Annotated in this window: 25 protein-coding genes and 1 riboswitch; of the genes, 17 read left to right on the top strand and 8 right to left on the bottom strand. The window is 70.9% G+C overall.

Features of this window, described 5'->3' with window-relative positions:
• The first annotated feature begins 148 nt into the window (after positions 1-148).
• On the top strand, positions 149-487 hold the full coding sequence (locus H4W31_RS21880) for an antibiotic biosynthesis monooxygenase family protein (RefSeq protein ID WP_192768356.1): 339 nt from the start codon (positions 149-151) through the stop codon (positions 485-487).
• 90 nt (positions 488-577) lie between these two features.
• Here the strand turns inward: H4W31_RS21880 and H4W31_RS21875 are convergent, their stop codons facing one another.
• Together H4W31_RS21875 and H4W31_RS21870 are read right to left on the bottom strand one after the other, a co-directional pair.
• Positions 578-1,288 (bottom strand): class F sortase, encoded by a 711-nt coding sequence (locus H4W31_RS21875; protein WP_192768355.1) that lies wholly within the window; start codon positions 1,286-1,288, stop codon positions 578-580.
• Between the two features lie 15 nt (positions 1,289-1,303).
• Positions 1,304-1,813: a hypothetical protein gene (locus tag H4W31_RS21870; protein ID WP_318783335.1), complete on the bottom strand. Its 510-nt coding sequence runs from the start codon at positions 1,811-1,813 to the stop codon at positions 1,304-1,306.
• Between the two features lie 214 nt (positions 1,814-2,027).
• On the opposite strand from H4W31_RS21870, the gene trmB reads away from it, so the two are divergent.
• The 3 genes from trmB (at position 2,028) to H4W31_RS21855 (ending at position 6,054) form a co-directional block, all read left to right on the top strand.
• Positions 2,028-2,804 (top strand): tRNA (guanosine(46)-N7)-methyltransferase TrmB, encoded by a 777-nt coding sequence (trmB, locus tag H4W31_RS21865; protein ID WP_192772295.1) that lies wholly within the window; start codon positions 2,028-2,030, stop codon positions 2,802-2,804.
• A 79-nt stretch (positions 2,805-2,883) separates the two neighbouring features.
• Complete coding sequence (locus tag H4W31_RS21860) at positions 2,884-5,382, top strand: DEAD/DEAH box helicase (RefSeq protein WP_192768354.1); 2,499 nt, start codon at positions 2,884-2,886, stop codon at positions 5,380-5,382.
• A 132-nt stretch (positions 5,383-5,514) separates the two neighbouring features.
• Entirely contained in the window at positions 5,515-6,054 is a 540-nt protein-coding gene (locus tag H4W31_RS21855; protein ID WP_192768353.1) for a histidine phosphatase family protein, read from the top strand.
• A gap of 32 nt (positions 6,055-6,086) precedes the next feature.
• Here the strand turns inward: H4W31_RS21855 and H4W31_RS21850 are convergent, their stop codons facing one another.
• The gene (locus tag H4W31_RS21850; RefSeq protein ID WP_318783334.1) at positions 6,087-6,791 is read right to left on the bottom strand and encodes a class I SAM-dependent methyltransferase; all 705 of its coding nucleotides are present in this window, start codon (positions 6,789-6,791) and stop codon (positions 6,087-6,089) included.
• Between the two features lie 215 nt (positions 6,792-7,006).
• Between H4W31_RS21850 and H4W31_RS21845 the strand changes: the two genes are divergently transcribed.
• Positions 7,007-8,254: an FAD-dependent oxidoreductase gene (locus H4W31_RS21845; RefSeq protein WP_192768351.1), complete on the top strand. Its 1,248-nt coding sequence runs from the start codon at positions 7,007-7,009 to the stop codon at positions 8,252-8,254.
• 8 nt (positions 8,255-8,262) lie between these two features.
• A complete protein-coding gene (locus H4W31_RS21840) occupies positions 8,263-8,751 on the top strand; it encodes a MarR family transcriptional regulator (protein ID WP_225945630.1) in 489 nt (162 codons plus the stop codon).
• A 130-nt stretch (positions 8,752-8,881) separates the two neighbouring features.
• Here H4W31_RS21840 and H4W31_RS21835 read toward each other — a convergent pair whose 3' ends face one another.
• Together H4W31_RS21835 and H4W31_RS21830 are read right to left on the bottom strand one after the other, a co-directional pair.
• Entirely contained in the window at positions 8,882-9,253 is a 372-nt protein-coding gene (locus H4W31_RS21835; RefSeq protein WP_192768349.1) for a GntR family transcriptional regulator, read from the bottom strand.
• A gap of 91 nt (positions 9,254-9,344) precedes the next feature.
• Positions 9,345-9,755: a hypothetical protein gene (locus H4W31_RS21830; RefSeq protein WP_192768348.1), complete on the bottom strand. Its 411-nt coding sequence runs from the start codon at positions 9,753-9,755 to the stop codon at positions 9,345-9,347.
• A gap of 206 nt (positions 9,756-9,961) precedes the next feature.
• Between H4W31_RS21830 and H4W31_RS21825 the strand changes: the two genes are divergently transcribed.
• The 9 genes from H4W31_RS21825 to H4W31_RS21790 all read left to right on the top strand — a co-directional run bounded on the left by H4W31_RS21825 (position 9,962) and on the right by H4W31_RS21790 (position 19,286).
• Positions 9,962-10,324 carry an antibiotic biosynthesis monooxygenase gene (locus H4W31_RS21825; RefSeq protein WP_192768347.1) on the top strand — a complete coding sequence of 121 codons (363 nt, stop codon included), beginning with the start codon at positions 9,962-9,964 and terminating at the stop codon, positions 10,322-10,324.
• Positions 10,325-10,341: 17 nt separating this feature from the next.
• Positions 10,342-10,569, top strand: coding sequence for a DsbA family protein (locus H4W31_RS21820; RefSeq protein ID WP_318783333.1), 228 nt, complete (start codon positions 10,342-10,344; stop codon positions 10,567-10,569).
• A gap of 123 nt (positions 10,570-10,692) precedes the next feature.
• On the top strand, positions 10,693-11,349 hold the full coding sequence (locus H4W31_RS21815) for a hypothetical protein (RefSeq protein WP_192768345.1): 657 nt from the start codon (positions 10,693-10,695) through the stop codon (positions 11,347-11,349).
• A gap of 133 nt (positions 11,350-11,482) precedes the next feature.
• Complete coding sequence (locus H4W31_RS21810; protein ID WP_192768344.1) at positions 11,483-12,088, top strand: histidine phosphatase family protein; 606 nt, start codon at positions 11,483-11,485, stop codon at positions 12,086-12,088.
• Positions 12,089-12,133: 45 nt separating this feature from the next.
• On the top strand, positions 12,134-16,264 hold the full coding sequence (hrpA, locus tag H4W31_RS21805) for an ATP-dependent RNA helicase HrpA (protein WP_192768343.1): 4,131 nt from the start codon (positions 12,134-12,136) through the stop codon (positions 16,262-16,264).
• Positions 16,265-16,405: 141 nt separating this feature from the next.
• Positions 16,406-16,498, top strand: a riboswitch (SAM riboswitch).
• The gene (locus H4W31_RS43810; protein WP_264084080.1) at positions 16,492-16,620 is read left to right on the top strand and encodes a hypothetical protein; all 129 of its coding nucleotides are present in this window, start codon (positions 16,492-16,494) and stop codon (positions 16,618-16,620) included. It overlaps the preceding riboswitch by 7 nt.
• 142 nt (positions 16,621-16,762) lie before the next feature.
• Positions 16,763-17,674 (top strand): ABC transporter substrate-binding protein, encoded by a 912-nt coding sequence (locus H4W31_RS21800; RefSeq protein WP_192768342.1) that lies wholly within the window; start codon positions 16,763-16,765, stop codon positions 17,672-17,674.
• Between the two features lie 36 nt (positions 17,675-17,710).
• Positions 17,711-18,511, top strand: coding sequence for an amino acid ABC transporter permease (locus H4W31_RS21795; protein ID WP_192768341.1), 801 nt, complete (start codon positions 17,711-17,713; stop codon positions 18,509-18,511).
• A complete protein-coding gene (locus H4W31_RS21790) occupies positions 18,504-19,286 on the top strand; it encodes an amino acid ABC transporter ATP-binding protein (protein WP_192768340.1) in 783 nt (260 codons plus the stop codon). The genes H4W31_RS21795 and H4W31_RS21790 overlap by 8 nt, the downstream gene beginning before the upstream one ends.
• Positions 19,287-19,330: 44 nt before the next feature.
• Here the strand turns inward: H4W31_RS21790 and H4W31_RS21785 are convergent, their stop codons facing one another.
• Complete coding sequence (locus tag H4W31_RS21785) at positions 19,331-20,290, bottom strand: ankyrin repeat domain-containing protein (RefSeq protein ID WP_192768339.1); 960 nt, start codon at positions 20,288-20,290, stop codon at positions 19,331-19,333.
• A gap of 147 nt (positions 20,291-20,437) precedes the next feature.
• On the opposite strand from H4W31_RS21785, the gene H4W31_RS21780 reads away from it, so the two are divergent.
• A complete protein-coding gene (locus H4W31_RS21780) occupies positions 20,438-20,782 on the top strand; it encodes a hypothetical protein (RefSeq protein WP_192768338.1) in 345 nt (114 codons plus the stop codon).
• 88 nt (positions 20,783-20,870) lie between these two features.
• Here H4W31_RS21780 and H4W31_RS21775 read toward each other — a convergent pair whose 3' ends face one another.
• A complete protein-coding gene (locus tag H4W31_RS21775; RefSeq protein WP_404825724.1) occupies positions 20,871-21,356 on the bottom strand; it encodes a deaminase in 486 nt (161 codons plus the stop codon).
• 152 nt (positions 21,357-21,508) lie between these two features.
• On the opposite strand from H4W31_RS21775, the gene H4W31_RS21770 reads away from it, so the two are divergent.
• A complete protein-coding gene (locus tag H4W31_RS21770) occupies positions 21,509-23,140 on the top strand; it encodes a GMC oxidoreductase (protein ID WP_192768336.1) in 1,632 nt (543 codons plus the stop codon).
• A 64-nt stretch (positions 23,141-23,204) separates the two neighbouring features.
• Here H4W31_RS21770 and H4W31_RS21765 read toward each other — a convergent pair whose 3' ends face one another.
• Positions 23,205-24,170, bottom strand: a complete 966-nt coding sequence (locus tag H4W31_RS21765) for a zinc-binding dehydrogenase (protein WP_192768335.1) — start codon at positions 24,168-24,170, stop codon at positions 23,205-23,207.
• Positions 24,171-24,186 lie beyond the last annotated feature (16 nt).

Genomic DNA, 24,186 nt, shown 5'->3' with positions numbered 1-24,186 from the left:
CGCTTGCGCTTCCCCTTCGCAGCGGCCCCGGGGCGGACCTCGTTGGCACTTCACACCTCACTCGGCCCTCCGTGCCTCCCGGATGGGACACGAGAGCCCAGGGGGCACGCGTCCACCCGCTGCGCACCCGGGCTCGTAGGGTGGAGCCATGGCAGTTGTGAAGATCAACGCGATCGAGGTTCCGTCCGGTGCCGGCGAGGAACTGGAGCGCCGGTTCGCCGCCCGGCTGGGTGCGGTCGAGAACTCCCCCGGATTCCTCGGCTTCGAACTGCTCCGCCCGGTCGGCGGGGAGAGCCGCTACTTCGTCTACACGAGGTGGGAGAGCGAGGAGGCGTACCAGGCCTGGTCGGCCGGACCGGCCAAGCAGGCGCACGCCCGTGGTCCGGCCGAGAGCGGATCGGGTGGCGAGCAGCCCAAGCCGGTCTCCACCGGGGCCACCCTGCTGGAGTTCGAGGTTGTCCAGCAGGCCGGACCGGCAGCCGACTGACGACTTCTAGGCCGGCCACGCGAATTCTCGGCCGGTCAGCGAGTTCCGGCCGGTCAGCGAGTTCCGGCCGATCACGCGAGCTCCGGGCGGTCAGCGTTCCCGGGAGTCGACCAGTGACGCGAAGGCGATGATGTTGTCGGAGTAGCCCGTACCGCCGCCGATCCATCGGCCGCCGCAGGTGATCAGGCGCAACCACGGGCGCCCGTAGTCGCCGTACACCCGTTCGACGGGGAGTTTGCCCTTGTCGAAGTGCTCGACCGAGTTGACCTCGAAGATCGCCACCGAGCGGTCCTGCCGGGTCACCTCGATCTTGGCACCGGGCCGGAGTTTGACCAGGTCGTGGAAGACCGACGGGCCGGTCCGGGTGTCCGCGTGGCCGACGATGATCGCCGGACCGAACTGGCCGGGGGTCGGGCCGCGCTCGTACCAGCCGGCCTCGTTGTGCCGGTCGAGCGCGGGTACGGCGATGGAGCCGTCGTCGGCGAGCCCGACCCGGTGCACCGGAGCCCGTACGTCGATCGACGGGATCGCCAGCTTGACCGGTCGGCTCGGCGTCAGCACCGGGAACTCGCGCGGCGGCTCCCGGTGGCTCCTGCCCAGCCAGTTCCACGGCCCGCCCGAGGACTGTCCGAGTCCCGCCCCGGTGGCGAAGACCCCGACCAGCACCAGGACGATGGCGAGCGGCCCGATCATGCTCCGGCGCTGGCGGGTTGCCCCGCCCCGCGCGGCCGGGTGCAGCAGGTGCGACGCCGGACGGCGGCCGCCGAGTCGGGGTCGACGGGCGGTCGGGGCGCGGGCCATCGCGGGGAGCCCGGGTCAGATCCGGCGGGCCGTCGCCGAGCGGGCCCGTCGGCGCAGGGCGATCAGCCCCAGCACGGCCCCGAGCGCCGTGGTGACGAGTCCACCGGTCACCAGCAGGCCGCCCGGATCGTCTCCTGCCGTACCGCCGAAGCCGGTTGCCGGGCCACGGCTCGGCCGGGTGGCGCCGACCACCATCAGCTGGGTCGACCCGTTCTTGCCGTCCGGACAGCTCAGCCTGACCCGGTAGGTGTCCGCCCGGGTCTTGTGCGGCACGGTCGCCACGGCGGTGAGGAAGCCGGCCTGCGGCTGTACGGTCACGGTGCCGAAGGCGCCCGACTCGACCGTGGCCGGCTGGGTGTTGCTGGTGCAACTGGCCTTGATCCCGACCATGTACCCGGCCTCGACCGTGCTCGGGTTCACCTGGACGAAGACGTCGGCGGCTCGGGCCGGGGCGGGCGCGATCAGCACCCCGCCGACGGCGAGCACGGCACCGCACAGGATCGCGGCGCGTCGACGCGTGGCCACTGTTCCCCCTCCCGGCGCCGTCGGCAGGGCCGGGCGCGGGGCCACGGGGCCTGCCGTACAGAGAAATCTTCTCATCAAGCCGCGCCGTGCACACCCGGTCGGACGATCTCGGCCGGATCGACGGCCGATCCGGGCGTAGGCGTAGGCTCACTTTTCTGTGACCCTTCCCAGCCGTGAGCAGACCGCCGGGGTGCCCTCGGCCCGAACCGGCCAGTTGGCGCCGCCGGACCGGCTGGCCCGGGTCCGCACCTTCCATCCGCGCCGGGGCCGGCTCAGCGGCCGGCACCTCGACGCGCTGGACCGGCTGTGGCCCCGGTACGGCTTCACCATCCCGACCGGGGACACGCCGGACGGGCGTACCCCGAACGAGGGCGCGTCGGCCGGAAACACCCCGGACGAGAACGCGCCGGCCCGGGACACGCTGGACGGGGGTGCGCCGATCGACCTGGTCGCCCTCTTCGGTCGCCGGGCGCCGGTGGTTCTGGAGATCGGCTCGGGGATGGGCGACGCCACCGCGACGATGGCCAGCGCCGATCCCGACCGGGACTACCTCGCGGTCGAGGTGCACACGCCGGGCATCGCCAACCTGCTCGCGCTGACCGAACGCCACGGACTGACCAATGTCCGGATCGCCCGGGGCGACGCGCTCGACCTCGTCCGCTACCTGCTTCCGCCGGACACCCTCGACGCGGTGCACGCCTTCTTCCCCGATCCGTGGCCCAAGCCCCGGCATCACAAGCGGCGGCTGATCCAGCCGTCGCACGTCGCCCTGCTCCGCTCCCGGTTGGTCAGCGGCGGCACCCTGCACTGCGCCACCGACTGGGCCGAGTACGCCGAGTCGATGCTCGGCACCCTGAACGCCGACCCGGGCCTGGTGAACCGGTACGCCGACTACGCGCCCCGCCCGGCGTACCGGCCGGTGACGAAGTTCGAGCGCCGTGGGACCGTCGCCGGCCGGCCGATCCTCGACCTGATCTTCCACCGCCGCTGACCCCGCGCCCAGGCGAAACGATCATCGGGCGGGCGGCGGACTGGCGTTGCCGGTCCGGGCCAGGCACCATGGACCGGCTATGACGCTCACCGACCAGCTGCCGGGCAGCGCCGACCCAGATACCCTCTTCGACGCGTTCGCCGGTTGGGCGCAGGAGCGTGGCCTCACCCTCTATCCGCACCAGGAAGAGGCGTTGATCGAGATCGTCTCCGGTGCCAACGTCATCCTGAGCACGCCTACCGGGTCCGGAAAGAGCCTGGTCGCCGCCGGTGCCCACTTCGCGGCCCTGGCCGAGGACCGGATCAGCTTCTACACCGCGCCGATCAAGGCACTGGTCTCGGAGAAGTTCTTCGCGCTCTGCGAGATGTTCGGCGCGGAGAACGTGGGCATGCTGACCGGCGACGCGAGCGTCAACGAGGACGCCCCGATCATCTGCTGTACGGCGGAGATCCTGGCCAACATCGCGCTGCGCGACGGCGCGCGGGCCGACGTCGGCATGGTGATCATGGACGAGTTCCACTTCTACGCCGAGCCGGATCGGGGCTGGGCCTGGCAGGTCCCGCTGATCGAGCTGCCGCAGGCGCAGTTCGTGCTGATGTCGGCCACGCTGGGCGACGTCACCCGGTTCACCGACGACCTGACCCGGCGTACCGGCCGGTCGACCGCGCTGGTGAAGAACGCGGAGCGGCCCGTGCCGCTGATGTTCACGTACGCGATGACGCCGCTGCACGAGACCCTGGAGGAGTTGCTCAGCACCCGCCAGGCGCCGATCTACGTCGTACATTTCACCCAGGCCGCCGCCCTGGAACGGGCCCAGGCGCTGACCAGCGTCAACGTCGCCACCCGGGCCGAGAAGGACATGATCGCCGAGGCGATCGGCAACTTCCGGTTCACCGCCGGGTTCGGGCGTACCCTCTCCCGGCTGGTCCGGCACGGCATCGGGGTGCACCACGCGGGGATGCTGCCGAAGTACCGGCGGCTGGTCGAGACGCTGGCCCAGGCCGGGCTGCTCAAGGTCATCTGTGGCACCGACACCCTCGGCGTCGGCATCAACGTGCCGATCCGCACGGTGCTGTTCACCGGCCTGTCGAAGTACGACGGCATCCGGACCCGGCTGCTCAAGGTACGCGAGTTCCACCAGATCGCCGGTCGGGCCGGCCGGGCCGGCTTCGACACCCTGGGCACGGTGGTGGTGCAGGCGCCGGAGCACGTGATCGACAACGAGAAGGCGCTGACGAAGGCGGGCGACGACCCGAAGAAGCGCCGCAAGGTGGTCCGCAAGAAGCCGCCGGAGGGGTCGATCGGCTGGGGCCGGCCCACCTTCGAACGGCTGGTCGAGGCCGAGCCGGAACCACTGACGTCCAGCTTCACCGTCAGCCACGCGATGCTGCTCAACGTGATCAGCCGGCCCGGTGACGCGTTCGCGGCGATGCGGCACCTGCTGACCGACAACCACGAGGACGCCGCCGCGCAGCGCCGGCACATCCGCCGGGCGATCGCCATCTACCGGGCGTTGCTGGCCGGCGGCGTGGTCGAACGGCTCGCCGAGCCGGACGAGGCCGGTCGACGGGTACGGCTGACCGTCGACCTCCAACTCGACTTCGCGCTCAACCAGCCGCTCTCCCCGCTCGCGCTGGCCGCGATCGAACTGCTGGACGTGGCGTCCCCGACGTACCCGCTGGACGTACTCTCGGTGATCGAATCTACTTTGGACGATCCGCGTCAGGTGTTGTCGGCACAGCAGTTCAAGGCCCGGGGCGAGGCGGTCGCCCAGATGAAGGCCGACGGCATCGAGTACGAGGCCCGGCTCGAACTACTGGACGACGTCACCTATCCGAAGCCGCTGGTCGAGCTGCTGGACGCGGCGTACGAGATGTACCGGCGGGGCCATCCCTGGGTGGCCGACCACCAGCTCGCCCCGAAGTCGGTGGTCCGGGACATGTACGAGCGCGCGATGACCTTCGTCGAGTACGTCAGCTTCTACGGGCTGTCCCGCTCCGAGGGCCTGGTGCTGCGCTACCTGGCGGACGCGTACAAGGCGCTGCGGCAGACCGTGCGCGAGGACGCCAAGACCGAGGAACTGATCGACCTGATCGAGTGGCTCGGCGAGCTGGTCCGGCAGGTCGACTCCAGCCTGATCGACGAGTGGGAGCGGCTGCGCAACCCGGGCGAGGCGGCCACAATGGTCGTCGACGACAAGCCTCCGGCGGTCACCGGGAACGTGCGGGCGTTCCGGGTACTGGTCCGCAACGCCCTGTTCCGCCGGGTCGAACTGGCCGCCCTGCGCCGGTACGACGAGTTGGGCGGGCTCGACGCCGAGGACGGCTGGGACGCCGATGCCTGGGCCGAGGCGCTGGAGCCGTACTTCGAGGCGTACGACGAGATCGGCACCGGACCGGCGGCCCGGGGTCCGGCGCTGCTGATGATCGAGCAGGGGCGCGACCGGTGGACGGTGCGGCAGATCCTCGACGACCCGGACAGCGACCACGACTGGGGCATCAGCGCGGAGGTCGATCTCGCCGCCTCCGACGCGGTCGGTGCGGCGGTGCTCCGGATCACCGACGTGGGCCAGCTCTGAGCCCGGCGGCCGGGGAGGCGTCGTCGCCCGGTTGAACGTCGCGGTCTCCGAGGGCCGGCTGCACTGCCGCGACGACTTCCCGTCGTGGCCTCACCCTCGGCGAGGGTCGGACCGGCCCGGTAGCCTGACTCGGTGTCGGTCGAGATCGTGTTCGAGACCCATGCCCTGAGCGAGGACAACGAGCGTGGCATCGCCACCGGATGGCTGCCCGGCCGCCTCAGTGCGCGTGGCCGCGCGAACGCCGCCGAGCTGGGCCGACGGCGACGCGACGACGGCATCGTCGCGGTGTTCACCTCGGATCTGCGCCGTGCGGCGGAGACGGCGGAGATCGCGTTCGGCGGAAGCGACATTCCGATCCTGTACGACTGGCGGCTGCGCGAGTGCGACTTCGGAGCGCGGAACGGTTCGCCTGCCGCCGAGGTGAGCCGTGATCGTCTGGACCACTGCGATCGCCGGTACCCCGGTGGCGAGAGCCACGGTGAGGCGATTGCGCGGGTGGCGGGACTCCTCGCCGACCTGCCGACCAGATGGGCCGGACGACGGGTCATGCTGATCGGACACCTCGCGACGTACCGGGCCCTGGAGCATGTGGTCAACGGATTCACCGTACGGGAGTTGCTCGCCGCCGACTTCGAGTGGCGAGCCGAGGGTTGGGAGTACCGGCTCGGCTGACCTGCCTCAGCCTGCGCCCCCGGATCCGCTGTTCAGAACGGGTGGAATTCCTCGAACGGCGGCTCGATCATCGGGTCGGGCAGTCTGACCGCCCGGCAACGGGGCACGGCCTCCGCCGCCGGATCGCGCCCGACGGTCCAGAAGGTTCCGTCGACGAAGACGTCCGGAATCGGTGTCCAGCCCAGATTCCGCTCGTAGTAGCGCACCGCCTTGCGCACCGACGGCGTCCAGTCGTCGTCGAGAACGACAAGACCGCCCGGCCGGACGATCTTGCGGAGGAAGTAGAGATCGACGAAGACCTCGTGGAACCGGTGACTGCCGTCCACGAAGGCCGCGTCCGCGACGACGCCGTCGTGAACGAGCTGTGCCAGGGCGATCGACGAGGGATCGGCGACGAGTCTGGCGATCGAGTCCAGCCCCGCGGAACAGAGCAGGTCCCAGCCGACGTTCGAGAAGGCCTGCTGTTGGAACGGATCGATCACGATGTGCCGTGGATGCGGTGCGCCGACGGTCACCAGCGCTTCCCCGATGGCCAGTGCGGAGCTGCCGTACGCGAGTCCGATCTCCACGACCGTCTGGACGCCCTCGGACACCAACAGGTCGCGGAGCAGGTCGCAGTCGCGTTCGGGCAGGGTCACGGTCTCGAAGTCCCGTTCGGGGCGGCGCGTCCACACAGGTCCGTCACGTCGGAGCCGATCCCGTACCTCGCGAACCCGCGCCCTACGTACGTCCGTCACGCCACCAGTCTCACTGTCGGGGCTGTCAGGTGAGTAGTGGACGGTCGTCGTGTCGGGTGGGGTCAGGTGCCGGCATCCGCCGGGCCACACCGGCGGACCGGTCCGAGGTGGCCGGCCGGGCGGCTCGGCGGACCGGGGCATACTGCGCTCGTCGGGGCCACGTTCTGGTCGACCGGCGACCTTGCCCAAATCATCTTAGTCATTAAGATAATCGCATGGGCATATCGACTGACTTCTCGGTGGCGATCGCTGGCGCCGGCCTCTCCGGCCTCTGCCTCGCCCAGTACCTGATGCGCGCCGGCATCGACGTGCACGTCTACGAGCGGGACCCGGGCCCCTTCGTCCGGCGGCAGGGCTACCGGATCATTCTCGACCGGTACGGGCTGGAGGCGCTGCGCGAGAGCCTGCCCCGCCCGCTGTACCGCCTGGCGCTGACCACCGGCGACGAGTCCGGCGGGCGCCTACGCTTCACCGACAGCCGGCTGCGGGACGCATTCACCATCACCTTCAAGGACGAACCGCACGCAACCCGCCAGGTCGACCGGCTGACCCTGCGGTCGATCCTGCAGTCCGGGCTGGGCGGGCGCATCCACTACGGCAAGGCCGCCGTCGCGGTGGACAGCGGCGGCCCGGCAGGGCTGCGGCTGCGGTTCTCCGACGGCGGGGCGGCCGCGGCAACCGTCGTCGTGGGCGCGGACGGCGCCGGCTCGGCGCTGCGCGCGCAGCTCATGCCGGACGCGGACCCGGCGAACACCTCGATGGCGGGCATCTACGGCCGGTCGCCCCTGCGGCGGAACGGCGAGAGCGTCATCCCGGACGCGCTGCGTACCAGCGGGGTCCTGGCCATCGCCGACCGGCCGGGCCGCGCCTTCTTCTTCACCTCGATGCGGTTCGGCGAGAGCCCGCGGGAGGCGTTCGCGCGCCTGGCCCCGGGCAGCTATGCGCCCACCGGCGACGACTACGTCATGTGGGGACTGCTGCTCCGGCAGGAGGAGGTGCCCGTCGGCGTCCGCGGGAACCTGCTGGCACTGTGGAAACTGGCCGCCCGGATGAGTGCGGACTTCCACCCGCTCATCCGGCGGCTGGTCGACACGGCCGAACTGGACGCCACGGTGCTCAACCTTTTCGCCACCGGCCGGCGCCCGCGCCGGTGGGCGGTGCCCCGGGCGACGATGATGGGCGACGCCGTGCACGTCATGCCGCCGTTCGGCGCTCACGGCGGCAACACCGCGCTCCGCGACGCCGCCCTGCTCGGCCACCGGCTGGTCGAGGCCCGGGCGAGCGGCACGCCGGTGGAGGAGGCGATCGCCGGCTACCAGGACGAGATGGTGCCCTACGCCTTCGGCGCCGTCGACACCGCCGCCGGGCTGATGCGCCGCCTCACCGGGGGCGCGACCGCACCGCACTGGGTGCTGACCCGCGTGTTACCTCGGCTGCACCGGGTCACCGTACCGGAGGCATGATTGCGGACATGTCCGACGAGCCGGCCCGTGCGTCCGCGATCGCCGATCTCATGCGCGCCGGGCGGGAGACGTCGCGGCTGTCCATGGTGTTCCGGTACGCCATCGCGGAGCGGCTGGGCCTCACCGTGAGCGACCTGGAGTGCCTGGACTACCTGGCGGACGTCGGATCCGCCACCGCAGGGCAGGTCGCCGAGCGGACCAACCTCACCACCGGGGCGGTGACCAGCATGCTCCGCCGGCTCCAGCAGGCGGGCTACGTGACGGCCGAGCGCGATCCGGCGGACCGGCGGCGGGTGATCGTCACCCTGCGGCCGGAGCGGATCGCCGAGTTGGAGCGACCGTACGAGCGGTTCGCCGAGCAGGCGGAGCGGCTCATCCAGGGCTACAGCGTCGAGGAGGTCATGCTGCTGGTCCGGCACTATGACCGCATGCAGGCGATGTACCTCGCCGAGTTGGACCGCCTCCGCAGCGGCGACACCGCGCAACGGTCTGCCTGAGGCGGCATCACGGAACTGACCACGCTCCCGGTCGCCACCGGACGGCAGACCGTGGCAGCGAGCCGACCCACAGCCAGCCTGAGGGTGGCTCTGAAACTCACCGCCCAGGAGATGGAGGTCTTCCCGACGTTCAGCCGACCTCTGGAACGCCCTGGGTCAGCGCCGCTTGGACGATGCGGACGGCCTCGGTGGTGTCGATGCCGAGACCGGCGATGACGGCGGCGTACTCGGCAGCGGCGCGGCTTGCCCGTTCGCGTCCCTGCTCGCCGGCTGCGGACACGAACGAGCCGGCCGCACCGCGGGTCTCGATCAGCCCCGCCTTCTCCAGTTCCCGGTAGGCCCGGCCGACCGTGTTGACCGCCAAGCCGAGGTCCGCGGCCAGGCGGCGGATGGTCGGCAGCCGGGTGCCCACGGCCAGTGTGCGCTCCTGGATCTGCCCGGCGAGCTGGGCGCGGAGCTGCTCGAACGGTGGGACGGGCGAGGCCGAGTCGATGACGATCATGCGGTTCACCGGGCGCTGGGGCCGTGCTGGGCCGCCAGGGCGCTCCGCCCGTCCCAGGCCGTGATCAGGACGAGCGCGATGACGCTCAGGATCATGAAGACGAGCCAGCCCGTGTTCCACGGATTCGCCAGCCGGGCCGGACGGAGTGGGTCGCCCGACGCGGCAACTCCGCGCCGGCTTGCTGATCGACCCGCCGCACCCACCGGTCCAGCAGCGACAGGCCCAGCACCAACCCGGCCACCAGCGCCGTCAGCACCGCCAGCGCCCAGCGCCGCTGCGTCCCGAACCCGTCCTCCGCGGGACGGATCGGCAAGGCGGAGACGTAGACGAGGGCAGTCGCGCAGAGGAACGCGGCCGGCAGGACGGCAGCGGCCAGCCGCGCACGTCGCCGGACCGTCAGGCGCGCCGCCAGCATCGGTGTCGGCGTGACGTCGGCCAGGCCGCGCGCGGCCAACCACAGACGGGCTATCTCGAGCTCCGTCGGACGCACCTTCCTCGGCATGGCGGCCTCCCCAGCTTGTCGCAAGTCTTGTCTCACTATCCTGAGACAAGACTTGCGCCAAGTCAATTGTGGTCCCGGGCGAAGTACTCGCCCGATGGAACGCCAACCGGCTGCCGCACCGGATCGCGCTCTTGACCTCAAGCCGTCTTGGGGTTGCAAGATCCAAGCCTGGACCAGATCTCTGACACTCCATCGACGGAGAGCACATGAGTACTGACACCGGCTTCTACTCGATCATCGACTACACGGTCGATGGACCTGACACGCAGCGTGAACTCGTGGCTGCCTTCGCCGATATTCAGGAGCAGTGGGTCCGCTTCTATCCCGGCTACCTGTCGGCCCGGTTCCACGTCAGCAACGACGGCACCCGCGTCTACAACATCGTGCACTGGGCAAGCGAGGCGGACTACCGCAACTTTGTGGCGACCTCCGACACCGAAGGCCGGATGGCGGCCATCGGCAAGGCCCTGGGCGGCTTGTCCGGCAAGGCCGAACCTCGCATGAGCGGCAACCCCACTTACGTCGTCGTCCGTGAGGTCGGTCCCGGCCCACAGCAGACCGATGCCTGAACCCGACTCACCCGAGCATGTGCAGCATCCACCGCTGCCCATCGAATGAGGCACCCATGAAGGTCGAGATATACGCGGACATCCTGTGCCCGTGGTGCTACATCGGCAAGAGGCGCCTCGCCACCGCCCTCGCCAAGATCACCGACCGCGACCGGATGCAGATCGTTTGGCGCAGTTATCAACCCTGCTCCACGCCTACCACACCGAAGGTCTCAACGTCGCCGAGCCGCAGACCCTCCAAGTAGGTCCGGACTCCACAAGGTTCGGGCGAACGCGGCACATCGAAATGACCGTTTTGGGCTGGTCGAAGCGGCGTGAATCAATTAGAATGGGTGTACTAAAACGGCTTCTGAACTGGGAGGACAGCCGTGCCAGAGCCCGTCTCCACCGCACCTTCTCCCGCCCCCCTGCCCTACGCCACCCTGCTCGCCTTCACCCGCTACGTCGACCGCACCGGTCCGGCCAAGGCCAACTTCGTCGGCGGCCTTCGCAAGCAGCGGGCGAGCCGCTCCGGCTTCAACCCGCACGGCCAGCTCGTCAAGGCGCTGAAGGCCGACATCGCCTTCCGGACCGGCGGCCGACACCTGGCGGAGATCGTCGACGTGGTCAAGCCGCGCTGGCGCCCGCTCTACGAGACGCTGGTTCCGGGCACGGTGAGTTTCCTGCACTCGCTCGGCGACCTCTCGACGGTCGAACTCGCGCAGACCCATGACGCCCTGGGCATGGTCGGCGAGTTGCCGGTGAAGATCAATCCGCACCTCGGACTGCGCTACGACGACGGGCGGCGGGAGGCCGTCCGGCTGCACTTCGACGAGCAGCCACCGAGCCAGGAGGCGCTGCTGGCGACCCTGCACCTGATGAACCGGCAGATGGACCAGGTGCTACCCGGTGCCGATCCGGTGCTGGTCGACGTACGCCGGGGTGTCGCACACCACCGCGATCCGGCGGTCCGCGCCGACCAGGTGGAGCGCTGGCTGGCCGGTGAGGCCGCCGCCTTCACCGCGATCTGGTCCACCGCCGCGTAGCCCATCGGTGGTCGTGGCCCCGACGGTGGTCGTCGCGGCTCCCCCCGCGACGACCACCGTCGGCCGCCTGGGTACGGCACCGGGGTACGGCATTGGCGCATTCCGGCACCGGCACGACTGGCAGGCTGGGTCCATGGCGGTCGACATCGTCTACGAGACCCACTCGGTGACCACCGACAACGAGGCCGGGCTGGCCACCGGCTGGCTGCCCGGCGAACTCTCCGGCTACGGCCGGCAGTGCGCCCACGAGCTGGGCGAACGACGCCGGGACGACGGTTTCCAGGTGGTCTTCTGCTCCGATCTGCGTCGCGCGGTCGAGACCGTGGAGATCGCGTTCCCACTCCGCGAGCTGCCGGTGCACCGGGACACCCGGCTGCGGGAATGCGACTACGGCGAGCTCAACGGCATGCCCGTGGCCGAGCTGGCCGGCCTGCGCAGCCGGCACCTCGACCAGCCCTTTCCCGGTGGACAGAGCTATCGGCAGGTGGTCGCGCAGACCCACGGATTTCTGCGCGACCTGGCGGCCGGCTGGGACGGGACCCGGGTACTGGTGGTGGCGCACTCGGCGAACCGCTGGGCCCTTGAGCACCTGCTGCACGGCAGGTCGCTGGCGGAGTTGGTCGACGCCCCCTTCGACTGGCAGCCGGGCTGGTCGTACCGCCTGCCGACCGCCTGGGGCAGTGATCGGCCCCCGCCGGCACGGGCCCAACCCGGGCAGCCCGCGCCGGAACGTGGATAACTCGCGGGCATCCGCCGCCCCGGCCTGCCTATCCTTGGCGACGACATGCACACGACGCCGCCCTCCCCCGCCGCACCCGTTGCCGATCTCGCCGAGCTCCGGGCCCGGCTGCCCGAGCTGATGTTTCGGGACCAGCGCCGCATCCAGCGGCGGATCGACGGGATACCCAAGATCCGCGACCCGCGCCGACGCGAGGCCGCCACCACCGAGATCGTCGCCGAGGTCGCCTCGGCGGAGCAGCGGCTGACCCGCCGTCGAGCCGCCGTGCCGGTGATCACCTATCCGGCCGGGCTACCGGTCAGCGAGAAGAAGGACGACCTGCTGGCCGCGATCCGGGATCACCAGGTGGTGATCGTGGCGGGCGAGACCGGGTCCGGCAAGACCACCCAGTTGCCCAAGATCTGCCTCGAACTGGGTCGGGGCGTACGCGGCCTGATCGGGCACACCCAGCCGCGACGCCTGGCCGCCCGTACCGTGGCCGACCGGATCGCCGACGAACTCGGCACCGAACTCGGCGGAGCGGTCGGATACAAGGTCCGGTTCACCGACCAGGTCGGCGACGGGACGCTGGTCAAGCTGATGACCGACGGGATCCTGCTCGCCGAACTCCAGCAGGACCGGATGCTACGGCAGTACGACACCCTGATCATCGACGAGGCGCACGAGCGCAGCCTCAACATCGACTTCATCCTCGGGTACCTCCGGCAGTTGCTGCCCCGCCGGCCGGACCTCAAGGTGATCATCACCTCGGCGACGATCGACCCGGACCGCTTCGCCCGGCACTTCGGGACCGATGCCGAGCCGGCGCCGGTGGTCGAGGTGTCCGGCCGGACGTACCCGGTGGAGGTCCGTTACCGGCCGCTGGTCGAGGTGGCGGACTCGGACGAGTCCGACGACTCCGACGACGATTCGGACAACGTCCGGGACCAGATCCAGGCGATCGGCGACGCGGTAGGCGAACTCGCCGCCGAGGGGCCCGGCGACATCCTGGTCTTCCTCAGCGGGGAGCGGGAGATCCGGGACACCGCCGACGCCCTGGCCAAGCTGGTGCAGAACCGACCGGGGCTACGCGGGACGGAGATCCTGCCGCTCTACGCCCGGCTCTCCACCGCCGAGCAGTACCGGGTGTTCCAGCCGCACCAGGCCCGCCGGGTGGTACTGGCCACCAACGTCGCCGAGACTTCGCTGACCGTTCCCGGAATCAAGTACGTCGTCGACCCGGGTACCGCCCGGATATCCCGGTACAGCCACCGGCTGAAGGTGCAGCGGCTGCCGATCGAGCCGGTGTCGCAGGCGTCGGCGAACCAGCGCAAGGGACGCTGCGGACGTACCTCGGACGGAATCTGTATCCGGCTGTACGACGAGTCGGATTTCCTCGGCCGCCCCGAGTTCACCGACCCGGAGATCCTCCGGACCAACCTCGCGTCGGTCATCCTCCAGATGACGGCCATCGGGCTGGGCGACATCGCCGCCTTCCCGTTCATCGATCCGCCGGACCGGCGCAACATCGCCGACGGGGTCGCCCTGTTGCAGGAGTTGGGCGCGCTGGAGGCGGCGACCGGGGACGAGCCCGGTCGTCGGCTGACCCCGCTGGGCCGCCGGCTGGCCCAGCTGCCGGTGGACCCCCGGCTGGCCCGGATGGTGCTGGAGGGCGAGCGGAACGGCTGCGCCGCCGAGGTGATGGTGATCGCCGCCGCGCTGTCCATCCAGGACCCCCGGGAGCGGCCCGCCGACAGGCAGGCGCAGGCCGACCAGGCGCACGCCCGGTTCACCGACAAGGAGTCGGACTTCTCCGCGCTGCTGAACCTGTGGCGGTACCTCAAGGACCAGCAGAAGGAGTTGTCGTCCAGCGCGTTCCGCAGGATGTGCAAGGCCGAGTACCTCAACTACCTGCGGGTCAGGGAGTGGCAGGACATCAACAGCCAGCTCCGGCAGGTACTGCGCAGCATGGCCGCCCGGCCGACGGACGGCCGGCCCGGCGGCGTGGAGCAGCCGGCGGGCGACGGCCGGCCCAACGACGCCGAACGGCCGGCGGGCGACGGCCGGCGCGGCGACCAGCGCGGCGGCGACCAGCGGCCCACGGACGGCGGTACGGCCGATGGCAGCGAGCAGCCGGCGAACGACATCGACACGGACCGGATCCACCAGTCGCTGCTCGCCGGACTGCTCTCGCACGTGGGTCTGAAGGATGCCCAGAAGAACGAGTACCTCGGTGCCCGGGGTGCCCGGTTCGGCCTCTTCCCCGGTTCGGCACTGTTCCGTCGACCGCCGCGCTGGGTGATGGCCGCCGAACTGGTCGAGACGTCCCGGCTGTGGGGCCGGGTCGCCGGGCGGGTCGAGCCGGAGTGGGTCGAGGCGCTGGCTCCGCACCTGGTGAAACGCAGCTACAGCGAGCCGCACTGGGAGAAGAAGCAGGCCGCCGTGGTGGCGTTCGAGAAGGTCACCCTGTACGGCATCCCGCTGGTCGCCGGCCGCAAGGTCAACTTCGGTCGGATCGACCCGGCGCTGTCCCGCGAGCTGTTCATCCGGCACGCGCTGGTGGAGGGCGACTGGCAGACCCCGCACCGGTTCTTCCACGACAACCGGGCGCTACTCGACGAGGTCGAGGAGCTGGAGCACCGGGCCCGGCGCCGGGACATCCTGGTCGACGACGAGACCCTGTTCACCTTCTACGACCAGCGGCTGCCCGCCGACGTCGTCTCCGGCCGGCACTTCGACAGCTGGTGGAAGCGGACCCGCCGGGACCAGCCCGAGCTGCTCACCTTCGACCGGCAGATGCTGGTCAACCAGGGCAGGGGCGGCGTCGAGGCGGCGGACTACCCCGACGAGTGGCACTCGGACGGGGTGGCGCTGCCGCTGACGTACCGGTTCGAGCCGGGCACCGAGACCGACGGCGTGACCATCGACATCCCGCTGCCGATGCTCAACCAGGTGACCGCCGAGGACTTCGACTGGCACGTACCGGGACTGCGTGAGGAGTTGGTCATCGCGCTACTCCGGTCGCTGCCGAAGGCCGTACGCCGGAACTTCGTCCCGGTGCCGGACTACGCGCGGGCGGCGCTGGCCGCGATCACGCCCGGTCGGGAGCCGCTGCTCGACGCGCTGACCCGGGAGCTGCGCCGGATGACCGGCGTCACGGTCCCCCGGGACGCCTGGGAGCCGGAGCGGTTGCCGGCCCACCTGCGGCCCACCTTCCGGGTGGTCGGCGACGAGCAGAAGACGGTCGCCGAGGGCAAGGACCTGCCGGCGCTGCAACGCCAACTCACCACCCAGGTACGCAGGATGGTGGCCGCCGCCGCGCCCGACGTGGAACGGCAGGGCCTGCGGGAGTGGAGCCTCGGCACCCTGCCCCGGTCGATCGAGCAGAACCGGACCGGCTACCTGGTCACCGCCTACCCGGCGCTGGTGGACGAGGGGGACACCGTCGCGGTACGGGTCTTCGAGTCCGAGGCCGAGCAGCGCGCCCAGATGTGGGCCGGTACCCGGCGCCTGCTCCGAATCGGCCTGGCCGCACCGGCGAAGTTCCTCCAGGGCCGGCTCTCCAACGAGGCCAAGCTGGCGCTGAGCCGCAATCCGCACCGCAGCGTGGTCGACCTGCTCGAGGACGCCGCCGATGCGGCCGTGGACAAGCTGATCGCCGACGCGGGTGGCCCGGCCTGGGACGCCGAGGGCTTCGCCGCGCTACGGGACCGGGTCCGGGCGGATCTGGTCGACACCACGATCGAGGTCGTCGACCGGGTACGTCGGGTGCTGGCCACGGCCTACGCGGTCGAGCAGCGGCTGACCCGGACCAACAGCCTGCCCCTGGTCGCCGCCCTCACCGACATCCGGGCCCAGATCTCCGCGCTGGTGCACCGAGGCTTCGTCACCGAGACCGGCTACGCCCGGCTGGCCGACCTGCCCCGCTATCTCACCGCCATCGAACGGCGTCTCGACCGGCTTCCGCAGAATCCGCAACGCGACCGGGAACAACAGGCCCGGATCGAGCAGGTCCAGCAGGAGTACCGGGACATGCTCGCCGCCCTTCCCCCACCCCGCCGCAACGACGACGCGGCACGCCAGATCCGCTGGATGATCGAGGAGTTACGGGTCAACGTCTTCGCCCAGGCCCTCGGCACCCCGTACCCGATCTCGGAACAGCGCATCTACCGCGCGATGGACGTGGCCGAGGGGTAAGGAAGGGCCCCTTCCTATCGCTTTCTGTAGAAGAAGGGCCCCTTCCTAACACTTCTGAGTGCCTCGGCGCCGCACGTGGCGCGCACCACAGGCGGGGCTGGGCAGGTGGGATGTCCGGTACGGGGTGGCTATGCTCGGGTCCGGCCATCCAGAGCGACCGAGAGACCTGGCTCGTTGACGTCGCAGCAACCCCCCGATTGTGGGTGCGGGTGCTACCGCCAGGATCGATGGAGGTACCTGTAGTGCGTACGACGAGTGCCGAGCGGAGCAGCCGGCTGCACGTCACCTGGCATCGGTGGCGTCGACATGTCGATCTCTGCCGGACCAGCACCATGCTCTGTCCCGGCCGGGACTGACCGCAGCCGCCGGTCGGCGGGTAACCGACCACCTCTCGTAATCACCCTTCCCGGCCGCTTTGTCGCCCGCTGCCCGTGCCGTTCACCGGCCGTGGCAGCCGTCGGCGTAGTTGTCGCCGGACATTTCATGGAGTTTCCGTACATGCGCATCACAACTGTCTCCGCCCGCCTGCTCTCCGGAGTCGCCGCCCTCGCACTGCTCGGTGCCGCTGCCGCCTGCGGCGGGGGCTCGTCCGCCGACGCGGCCGAGAACCCGTACGACCTGCTACAGGCCGGCACCCTGCGGGTCGGCACCCTGACCGACGCCCCGCCGAACGTGTACCTCAAGGACGGCAAGTTCACCGGATTCGACAACGACCTGATGACCGCCGTCGCCGGCAAGTTGGGGCTGAAGGTCGAGTTCGTCGGCACCGACTTCTCGGCGCTGCTCTCGCAGGTCAACAACCACAAGTTCGATGCCGGCAGTTCGTCCGTCACCATCACCGAGGCCCGGAAGAAGACCGTGGACTTCGGCAACGGGTACGACTTCGGCTACTTCGGTCTCGACGTACCGGCCGGCTCGCCGATCAAGAGCTTCGCCGAGTTGAAGGGCAAGCGGGTGGTCGTGGTGCAGGGCACCGTGCAGGACGACTACGCGACCAAGGAGGGGCTGGACCCGGTACGGGTGCCGGACTACAACGGCGCGATCAACCAGCTCAAGGCCAAGACCGCGGACGCCTGGATCGCACCGGCCGAGATCGGCGAGAAGTCCGCACAGGACAGTGGCGGAAAGATCATCCTCGTCGAGAAGCAGCTCAGCTCGGCTCCGACCGCCTTCGTGGTGGCCAAGGGCAACGACGCGCTGCGCGAGGCGCTGGACAAGGGACTCGACCAGGTGATCGAGGACGGGACCTGGACCCGGCTCCAGGACCAGTACTACCCCGGGCGGCCGATTCCGGACACCTTCAAGCCGGGTAGCGGCACGGTGGCGTACCCGCCGGTCAAGGCCGGTTCGGCAGGTCCGGCCGGTACGTCCGCGGCCCCCACCGCCCCGACGGCCACGCCCGCCGGCTGACGGACGGACGGACCCGAGACAACCAGAGGCGAGGCGATGGAAACCCTGAGAACGTTGTGGGAAACGTTCTTCGACCTGGAGTCGATGCGCGAGTCGCTACCCGAGATGTTCACGGTCGGGCTGCGCAACACCCTGTTGCTGGCCCTCATCTCGGCCATCCTGGGAACGCTGCTCGGCATGCTCCTGGCCATCGCCGGCCTGTCTCGGAGCCGCTGGCTGCGCTGGCCGGCCCGGATCTACACGGACGTGTTCCGTGGCCTGCCGGCCGCCGTCACCATCCTGCTGATCGGGGTCGGGTTGGCGCCCCTCGGGCTCGCCTGGTGGGGCCCCAACCCGTACCCGTTGGGCATCCTGGCGCTGTCGCTGATCGCGGCGGCGTACATCGGGGAGATCTTCCGGTCCGGCATCCAGAGTGTGGAGGCCAGCCAACTGGAGGCGACCCGGGCGCTGGGGCTGTCGCACGGTGCCGCCATGCGTCTGGTGATCATCCCGCAGGGCGTACGCCGGGTCCTGCCGGCCTGGGTCAACCAGCTGATCGCCCTGATCAAGGACTCCAGCCTGGTGTACTTCCTCGGCCTGGTGGCCAGCCAGCGGGAGCTGTTCCGGATCGGCCAGGACTACGCCGCGAACACCGGCAACGAGTCGGCGCTGCTGCTCGCCGGGCTGTTCTATCTGGCCATCACGGTGCCGTTGACCCACCTGGTCAACTGGGTCGACCGGCGACTGCGGGACGGGCGGGACGGTGGCCCGGAGTCCGACTCCGATCCCGACGATCCGGTGGCGCTGGCCGGCCAGACCGGGCTGCCCGCCACCGGGAGAGGAGCGACGAATGCCTGACGTCAGCCAGCAGAGCGGGGTGGGGACGGCGGTGGCCGGCGACGGCTACGAGTCGGTCAGCGTGGCGACCCGGGACGTACACCTGGCCTTCGGCCGCAACCAGGTCCTGCGTGGCATCGACCTCGAGGTCGGACGCGGCGAGACCGCCTGCGTGATCGGCCCGTCCGGGTCCGGGAAGTCCACCCTGCTGCGGACGATCAACCGGCTCCTGGAGCCGGACCGGGGCGACGTGCTGCTCGACGGGGTGAGCGTGCTGGACCAGGACCCCGACGCGCTGCGGCAGCGGATCGGGATGGTCTTCCAGCAGTTCAACCTGTTTCCGCACATGACGGTGCTGCGCAACGTCACCCTCGCGCTGCGCCAGCTCAGGAAGCTCTCCCGGGACGAGGCGACCGAACTGGCGCTACGCCAGCTCGACGTGGTCGGCCTGCGGCACAAGGCCGACGTACGGCCCGGCCGGCTCTCCGGTGGCCAGCAGCAGCGGGTGGCCATCGCGCGGGCGTTGGCGATGTCGCCCCGGGTGATGCTCTTCGACGAGGCGACGTCGGCGCTCGACCCGGAACTCGTCAAGGGCGTGCTGTCGCTGATGGCGGACCTGGCCTCGCAGGGGATGACGATGGTGGTCGTCACCCACGAGATGGGATTCGCCCGGCAGGTCGCCGACCAGGTCGTCTTCATGGACCGTGGCCGGGTCGTCGAGGCCGGTCCACCCGCCGGACTCTTCGAGGCACCACGCAGCGAGCGGCTCCGACAGTTCCTGTCCCAGGTGCTGTAGGCGGAGCCGCCACCGGCTGGCAGGTGATCGGGACGACCGGATCGTCAGTCGTTCAGCGACCAGTAGTCGCGGGGCGGCAGTTCGAGCCACAGGTCGGGCGGGCCGGTGATGGGGCGGGCGCCGGTGGGCTTCAGGTCGGCGTACGCGCAGCAGTAGGCGATGGCCCTGTGCCGGTAGAGGTACGTCCGCAGGATCTCCTCGGCCGGCTCGTCGGCGCCGGACCATCCGCCGCCGGGGTGCAGGTCCCAGTCGGTGAGGACCCCGTTCCGGCCGATGCTGCCCTGGTTGCCGCTCTTCGGATTGGCATACATCGCGTAGCTGACCGTGCCGACCGACAGCCGCCTGGTCACGCGCGGTGTCGACGCCCCGTACGCCCACGGCTGACTGACGATGCAGCCACCCGGTACGTCGGTGACACCGACCGTCAGCAGTGCCTGCTGGTTCAACCGGCGATCGGACAGGTCCTCGAGCACGGACTCCGGATCGTCCCCCTCGATCTCGATGACGGTGGCCTCCAGCCGTCGTACGGCCTCGGCCGCGTCGATGCCGCGCACGCAGCACAGGCTCAGTCCGTCGTAATAGAAGTCGCCGAGCGCGTCGAGCAGCCGGTGCGCGTCGGCGACGGCGGCGGACTCGGCCGGCGAGAGGCCGGATGCTGCGGGTGGCACCGGAAACAGATCCGGCGTCCGGCTGACCAGACTCAGCCGCCCGGGGGACCAGCCGGCCATCATCGACCGCCACGGGTCCGCGCCGGCCGCGACGAGCACCCGGGCGTTGTCGGGCTTGTCGGCCTGGACGGCGATCCACAGCGCGGTGCGACCCTCGTGTTCCACGTCGACGTCCCCGACCAGGCTCGCCAGTTCCGCGACCACCTCGGCGGAGCCCCACTCGGCCGCCTGGTGCAGTGGGCCGCCCAGGCCGCGTACGTCTCCGTCCGGGTCGGCGCCAGCGGCGAGCCGAGCCCGGACCTCGGCCGGCTCTGACCACGATTGCCAGCCCATCATGGACCATCCGCCGTCGTCGACCACGTCCAAGACCTCCCCGCTGTCGCATCCTCATCCGGTGGGCCCGAGTAGCGGCATCACCCCGTCCGTACGATCCTGACCCGACACTCCGACATTTTCGGGGCACCGGCCGGCGGAGGTGACGAGTTGGACGAGGCGGACTACTGGCTCAGGCTGGAACGTCGACTCTGCCGGGAGTTCGCCGGCCTCGACGATGCCCGGCTGCGTCACCACTGGTGCGACGGCCTGGTCGCCGGAGAGTTCGATCTGGACGCCGCGCGGCCGTGCGTACGCGGTCGTGCCTGGTGCGGGCGGACCGGACAGGAGGACTGGACCTTCGTCCTGCTGCTCGGCCGGGCCGTCGCGTCCCGTCAGGACATCGACTGGGCGGCGCTGCTTCCCGACGAGAACGCCACCGGGTGGCTCACCCCGGATCCACGAGAACGGACGATGCGGATCGACCCGGGATCGGCGTACCACGGGGTCGGTTAGGCGGTCGGCGCGAAATTCCTGCCGGCCTCCCGACGGACAGCCGGAGCCGGACGGCTTCCGGCCCCCGGTTCGGCACCTTGCGAGGGTTTCAGCCGGTGGACGGCGCCCGTGCGCCGGGAGCGGTGGCGATGACGGCGGCGTTGATGGCTTTGACCTGCCCGGCGAACTCGGGCAGCACGGTCACCTCGATACCGGCCTTCCCGAGGAGTTCGATCCCGACGCAGTCGGCGAAGACCGGCGGTTCCCGCATCGCGACGACGACCCGTCGGATCCGCGCCTCGACGATCAGTTCGGTGCACGTACGGTGGAAGGAGCCGCGGGTGGTGCACGGCTCCAGCGAGGAGTACATGGTCGCGCCGGACAGGTCCGGCGGGATGCCGTCGAGCTTGGCCAGAGCCTGCTGTTCGGCGTGCAGGAACGGACCCGTCTCCCGGGAGTACCCCCGGGCCAACTCGGTCCCGTCCCGGTCGACGACGATCGCGCCGACCGCGTAGGCGGTGACGGTGGCGGGGCAGAGCCGGGACATGTCGATCGCCGCCTGCAACCACCGACGGTCGACCATCCGCTGATCGATCATGTCTTCCCTCCCGTCGGGAGTGTAGAGCCCGGCTGACCGGCGTCCCCCGATCCGCTCGCCGTGCGGGGTACCCATCGACGGGTCACACTGTTGCTCATGGCGAGGGCCCGCCCTCTCCCCCGCCGACCTTCTACTGGACGGGGACGTTCGTGGCCACCGACCTCACCCGCCGGGACTTCCTCGGACTCACCGCTGGCGTCGCCGCCGCTGCCGCCGGGCTGGCCGCCGTCCGGACCGTCGAGGAGCGGCACCGGGTGATCGTGATCGGCAGCGGGTACGGCGGGGCGGTCGCCGCGTACCGGCTGGCCGAGGCCGGCGTACGCAGCGTCGTGCTGGAGCGGGGTCGACGCTGGCCGATCACCCCGGCCGGGGACACCTTCCCACCGTTCCTGAGTCCCGACCGCAGGTCGTCGTGGTTCACGCCGACACCGGTCTACCCGGGCATGCCGCCGACGGTGTACCGGCCGTACGCGGGGCTGTTCGAGAAGATCGTCGGGCAGGGCATGAACGTGATCACCGGTGCCGGGGTCGGCGGCCTCTCCCTGGTCGACGGCGTGATGCTGCAACCCGCCGAGGCGGTGTTCGACCGGGTGATGCCCGCCGGGGTCGACTACCAGGAGATGAACGACCGCTACTACCCCCGGGCCCGGTCCCGGATCGGGGTCGGCACCGTTCCGGACGACGTCCTGGCCCACCAGCGGTACGCCGGCACCCGGCTCTTCCTCGACCAGGCGCGCCGGGCCGGACTGCCGGCCGGCCGGATCGACGAGGCGTGCGACTGGTCCGTGGTCCGCGACGAACTCGCCGGGAACGCGGTGCCCTCGGCGTCGATCGGCGAGTACCTGACCGGGATCAACAGCGGGGCGCGTACCTCGGTGGACCGCAACTACCTGGCCTGGGCGGAGGCGACCGGGTTGGCCGAGGTCAGGCCGCTGCACGTGGTGACCGACGTGTCGACCGACGCGCAGGGCCGGTACGTCGTCCGGGCCCGGCACATCGACGCCGACGGGAACCTGCTGGAGCACGTGGTACTCACCGGTGACGCGCTGTTTTTCGCCGCCGGTTCGATGGGCACCTCCCGGATGCTGGTGCGGGCCCGGGACAGCGGGGCGTTGCCGAGGCTGTCAGACCAGGTCGGCCGGCACTGGGGCAACAACGGCTCACGGATCTACCTGCGGGCGCTGGTGCCCGAGCCGACCGGGGCGTACCAGGGCGGCCCGACCAGCGTCGCCGTGATGCGCTGGGACGATCCGGACAACGCGGTCACCATCGAGTTCGGACCGACGCCGTTTCCGGTGGAGACCCACGCGATGCCGGTACCCGGATTCGGGATCTGCGATCCGGTCGGCCGCTTCGAGTACGTTCCGCTGACCGACGACGTCCGGCTGATCTGGCCGCCCGACGGTGACCTCGCCGCCCAGCGGGCGATCCGGGCCGCCCTGCGGCAGCTGGTCACCGCGTCCAGCACGCCCGGCCCGGTGCCACCGCCGACCGGGATCGGCGTACTCGACGGGCTGCTCTCGCTGGCCGCCGCCGCGCCGTACGGGCTGCTGGACATGAACGGGCTGGAGGCGTACACCTTCCATCCGCTCGGCGGTGCGGTCCTCGGCCAGGCCTGCGACGGCTTCGGCCGGGTGGCCGGCTATCCCGGGATGTACGTCGTGGATGGTGCCCTGGTCCCCGGCTCCACCGCGGCCTGCAACCCGGCGCTGACCATCGCCGCGCTCGCCGAGCGCTGCCTCGACGACGTGGTGGCCCGCGACGTCGGCACCGTCTTCTGATCCGAGCCGACCGTCCCGCCGGGCCGTCGTCGTCGCGACGCGCCGCGCCGCGACGACGGCGGGCTCAGATCAGCAGCAGTGTCTTGCCCACCGCTGTGCGGTTCTCGATCGCGGCGTGGGCGTCGGCGGCGCGCTCCAACGGGAAGGTCTGGCCGATCAGTGGAGTGATCCGACCCGCCGCCACCTCGTCGAGCGCCCGTACCAGGTAGCCACGGGCCTGCTCCGGACGGAGCTGGACGGCCTCGATGCCGGTCGCAGAAATGTCCCGGGCCTTGGCAACGTCCGGATCGACAGTGGCGAACGCGCCGGCGGGAGTGCCGTGCGCCGAGAACCGGCCGCCGGCCCTGACCAGATCGAACGCGGCCCGCCCGTAGTCTCCGCCGGCACCGTCCAGGACCACGTCGAGGCCCCCGGTCGCGTCCCAGACCCGGTCGGTCCAGTCCGGCGTGGAGTAGTCGACCAACACGTCGGCGCCGAGTTCGCCGATCCGGTCGAGCTTGGCGGCGCCCCGGGCGGCCGCCACCACGGTCGCGCCGGCTGCGGACGCGAGCTGGACGAGGATGGCGCCCAGGCCACCACCGGCCGCCGTCACCAGCACCCGGTCCCCTGCGGTGATCTTGACGATGTCGGCCAGTGCCAGGGCGGTGAGACCGTCGTGCAGGACCGCCGCCGCGTTCCGCAGGTCGACCCCGTCGGGTACGGCCACCAGGCCGTCGGCCGACACGACCGCCCGTTCGACGTATCCGTTCTGATAGCCGGTGGCGGCGACCACCCGCCGACCGACCCAGCCCGGATCGACGCCCGGACCGACCGCCGCGACGGTGCCGGCGACACCCACCCCGGGCCGGTACGGCGGCTGCACCGGAAACACCTCGCCGCCGTGCCCGCCGCGCACCATCGTCTCCAGCCACAGCACGTCGGCCACCTCGACCGCGACCACGACTTCGCCGGCCCCGGCCACCGGATCGGCGGCCTCGCCCGGCACGAGCACCTCCGGTCCACCGAACCGCGCCACCTCGATCACCCGCATCGTTGACCACCTCCGA

The sequence above is a fragment of the Plantactinospora soyae genome (assembly GCF_014874095.1).
GTDB lineage: Bacteria > Actinomycetota > Actinomycetes > Mycobacteriales > Micromonosporaceae > Plantactinospora > Plantactinospora soyae.
Note: the sequence above shows the minus strand (reverse complement) of the source record. Positions and strands in the feature narration are given on the sequence as shown.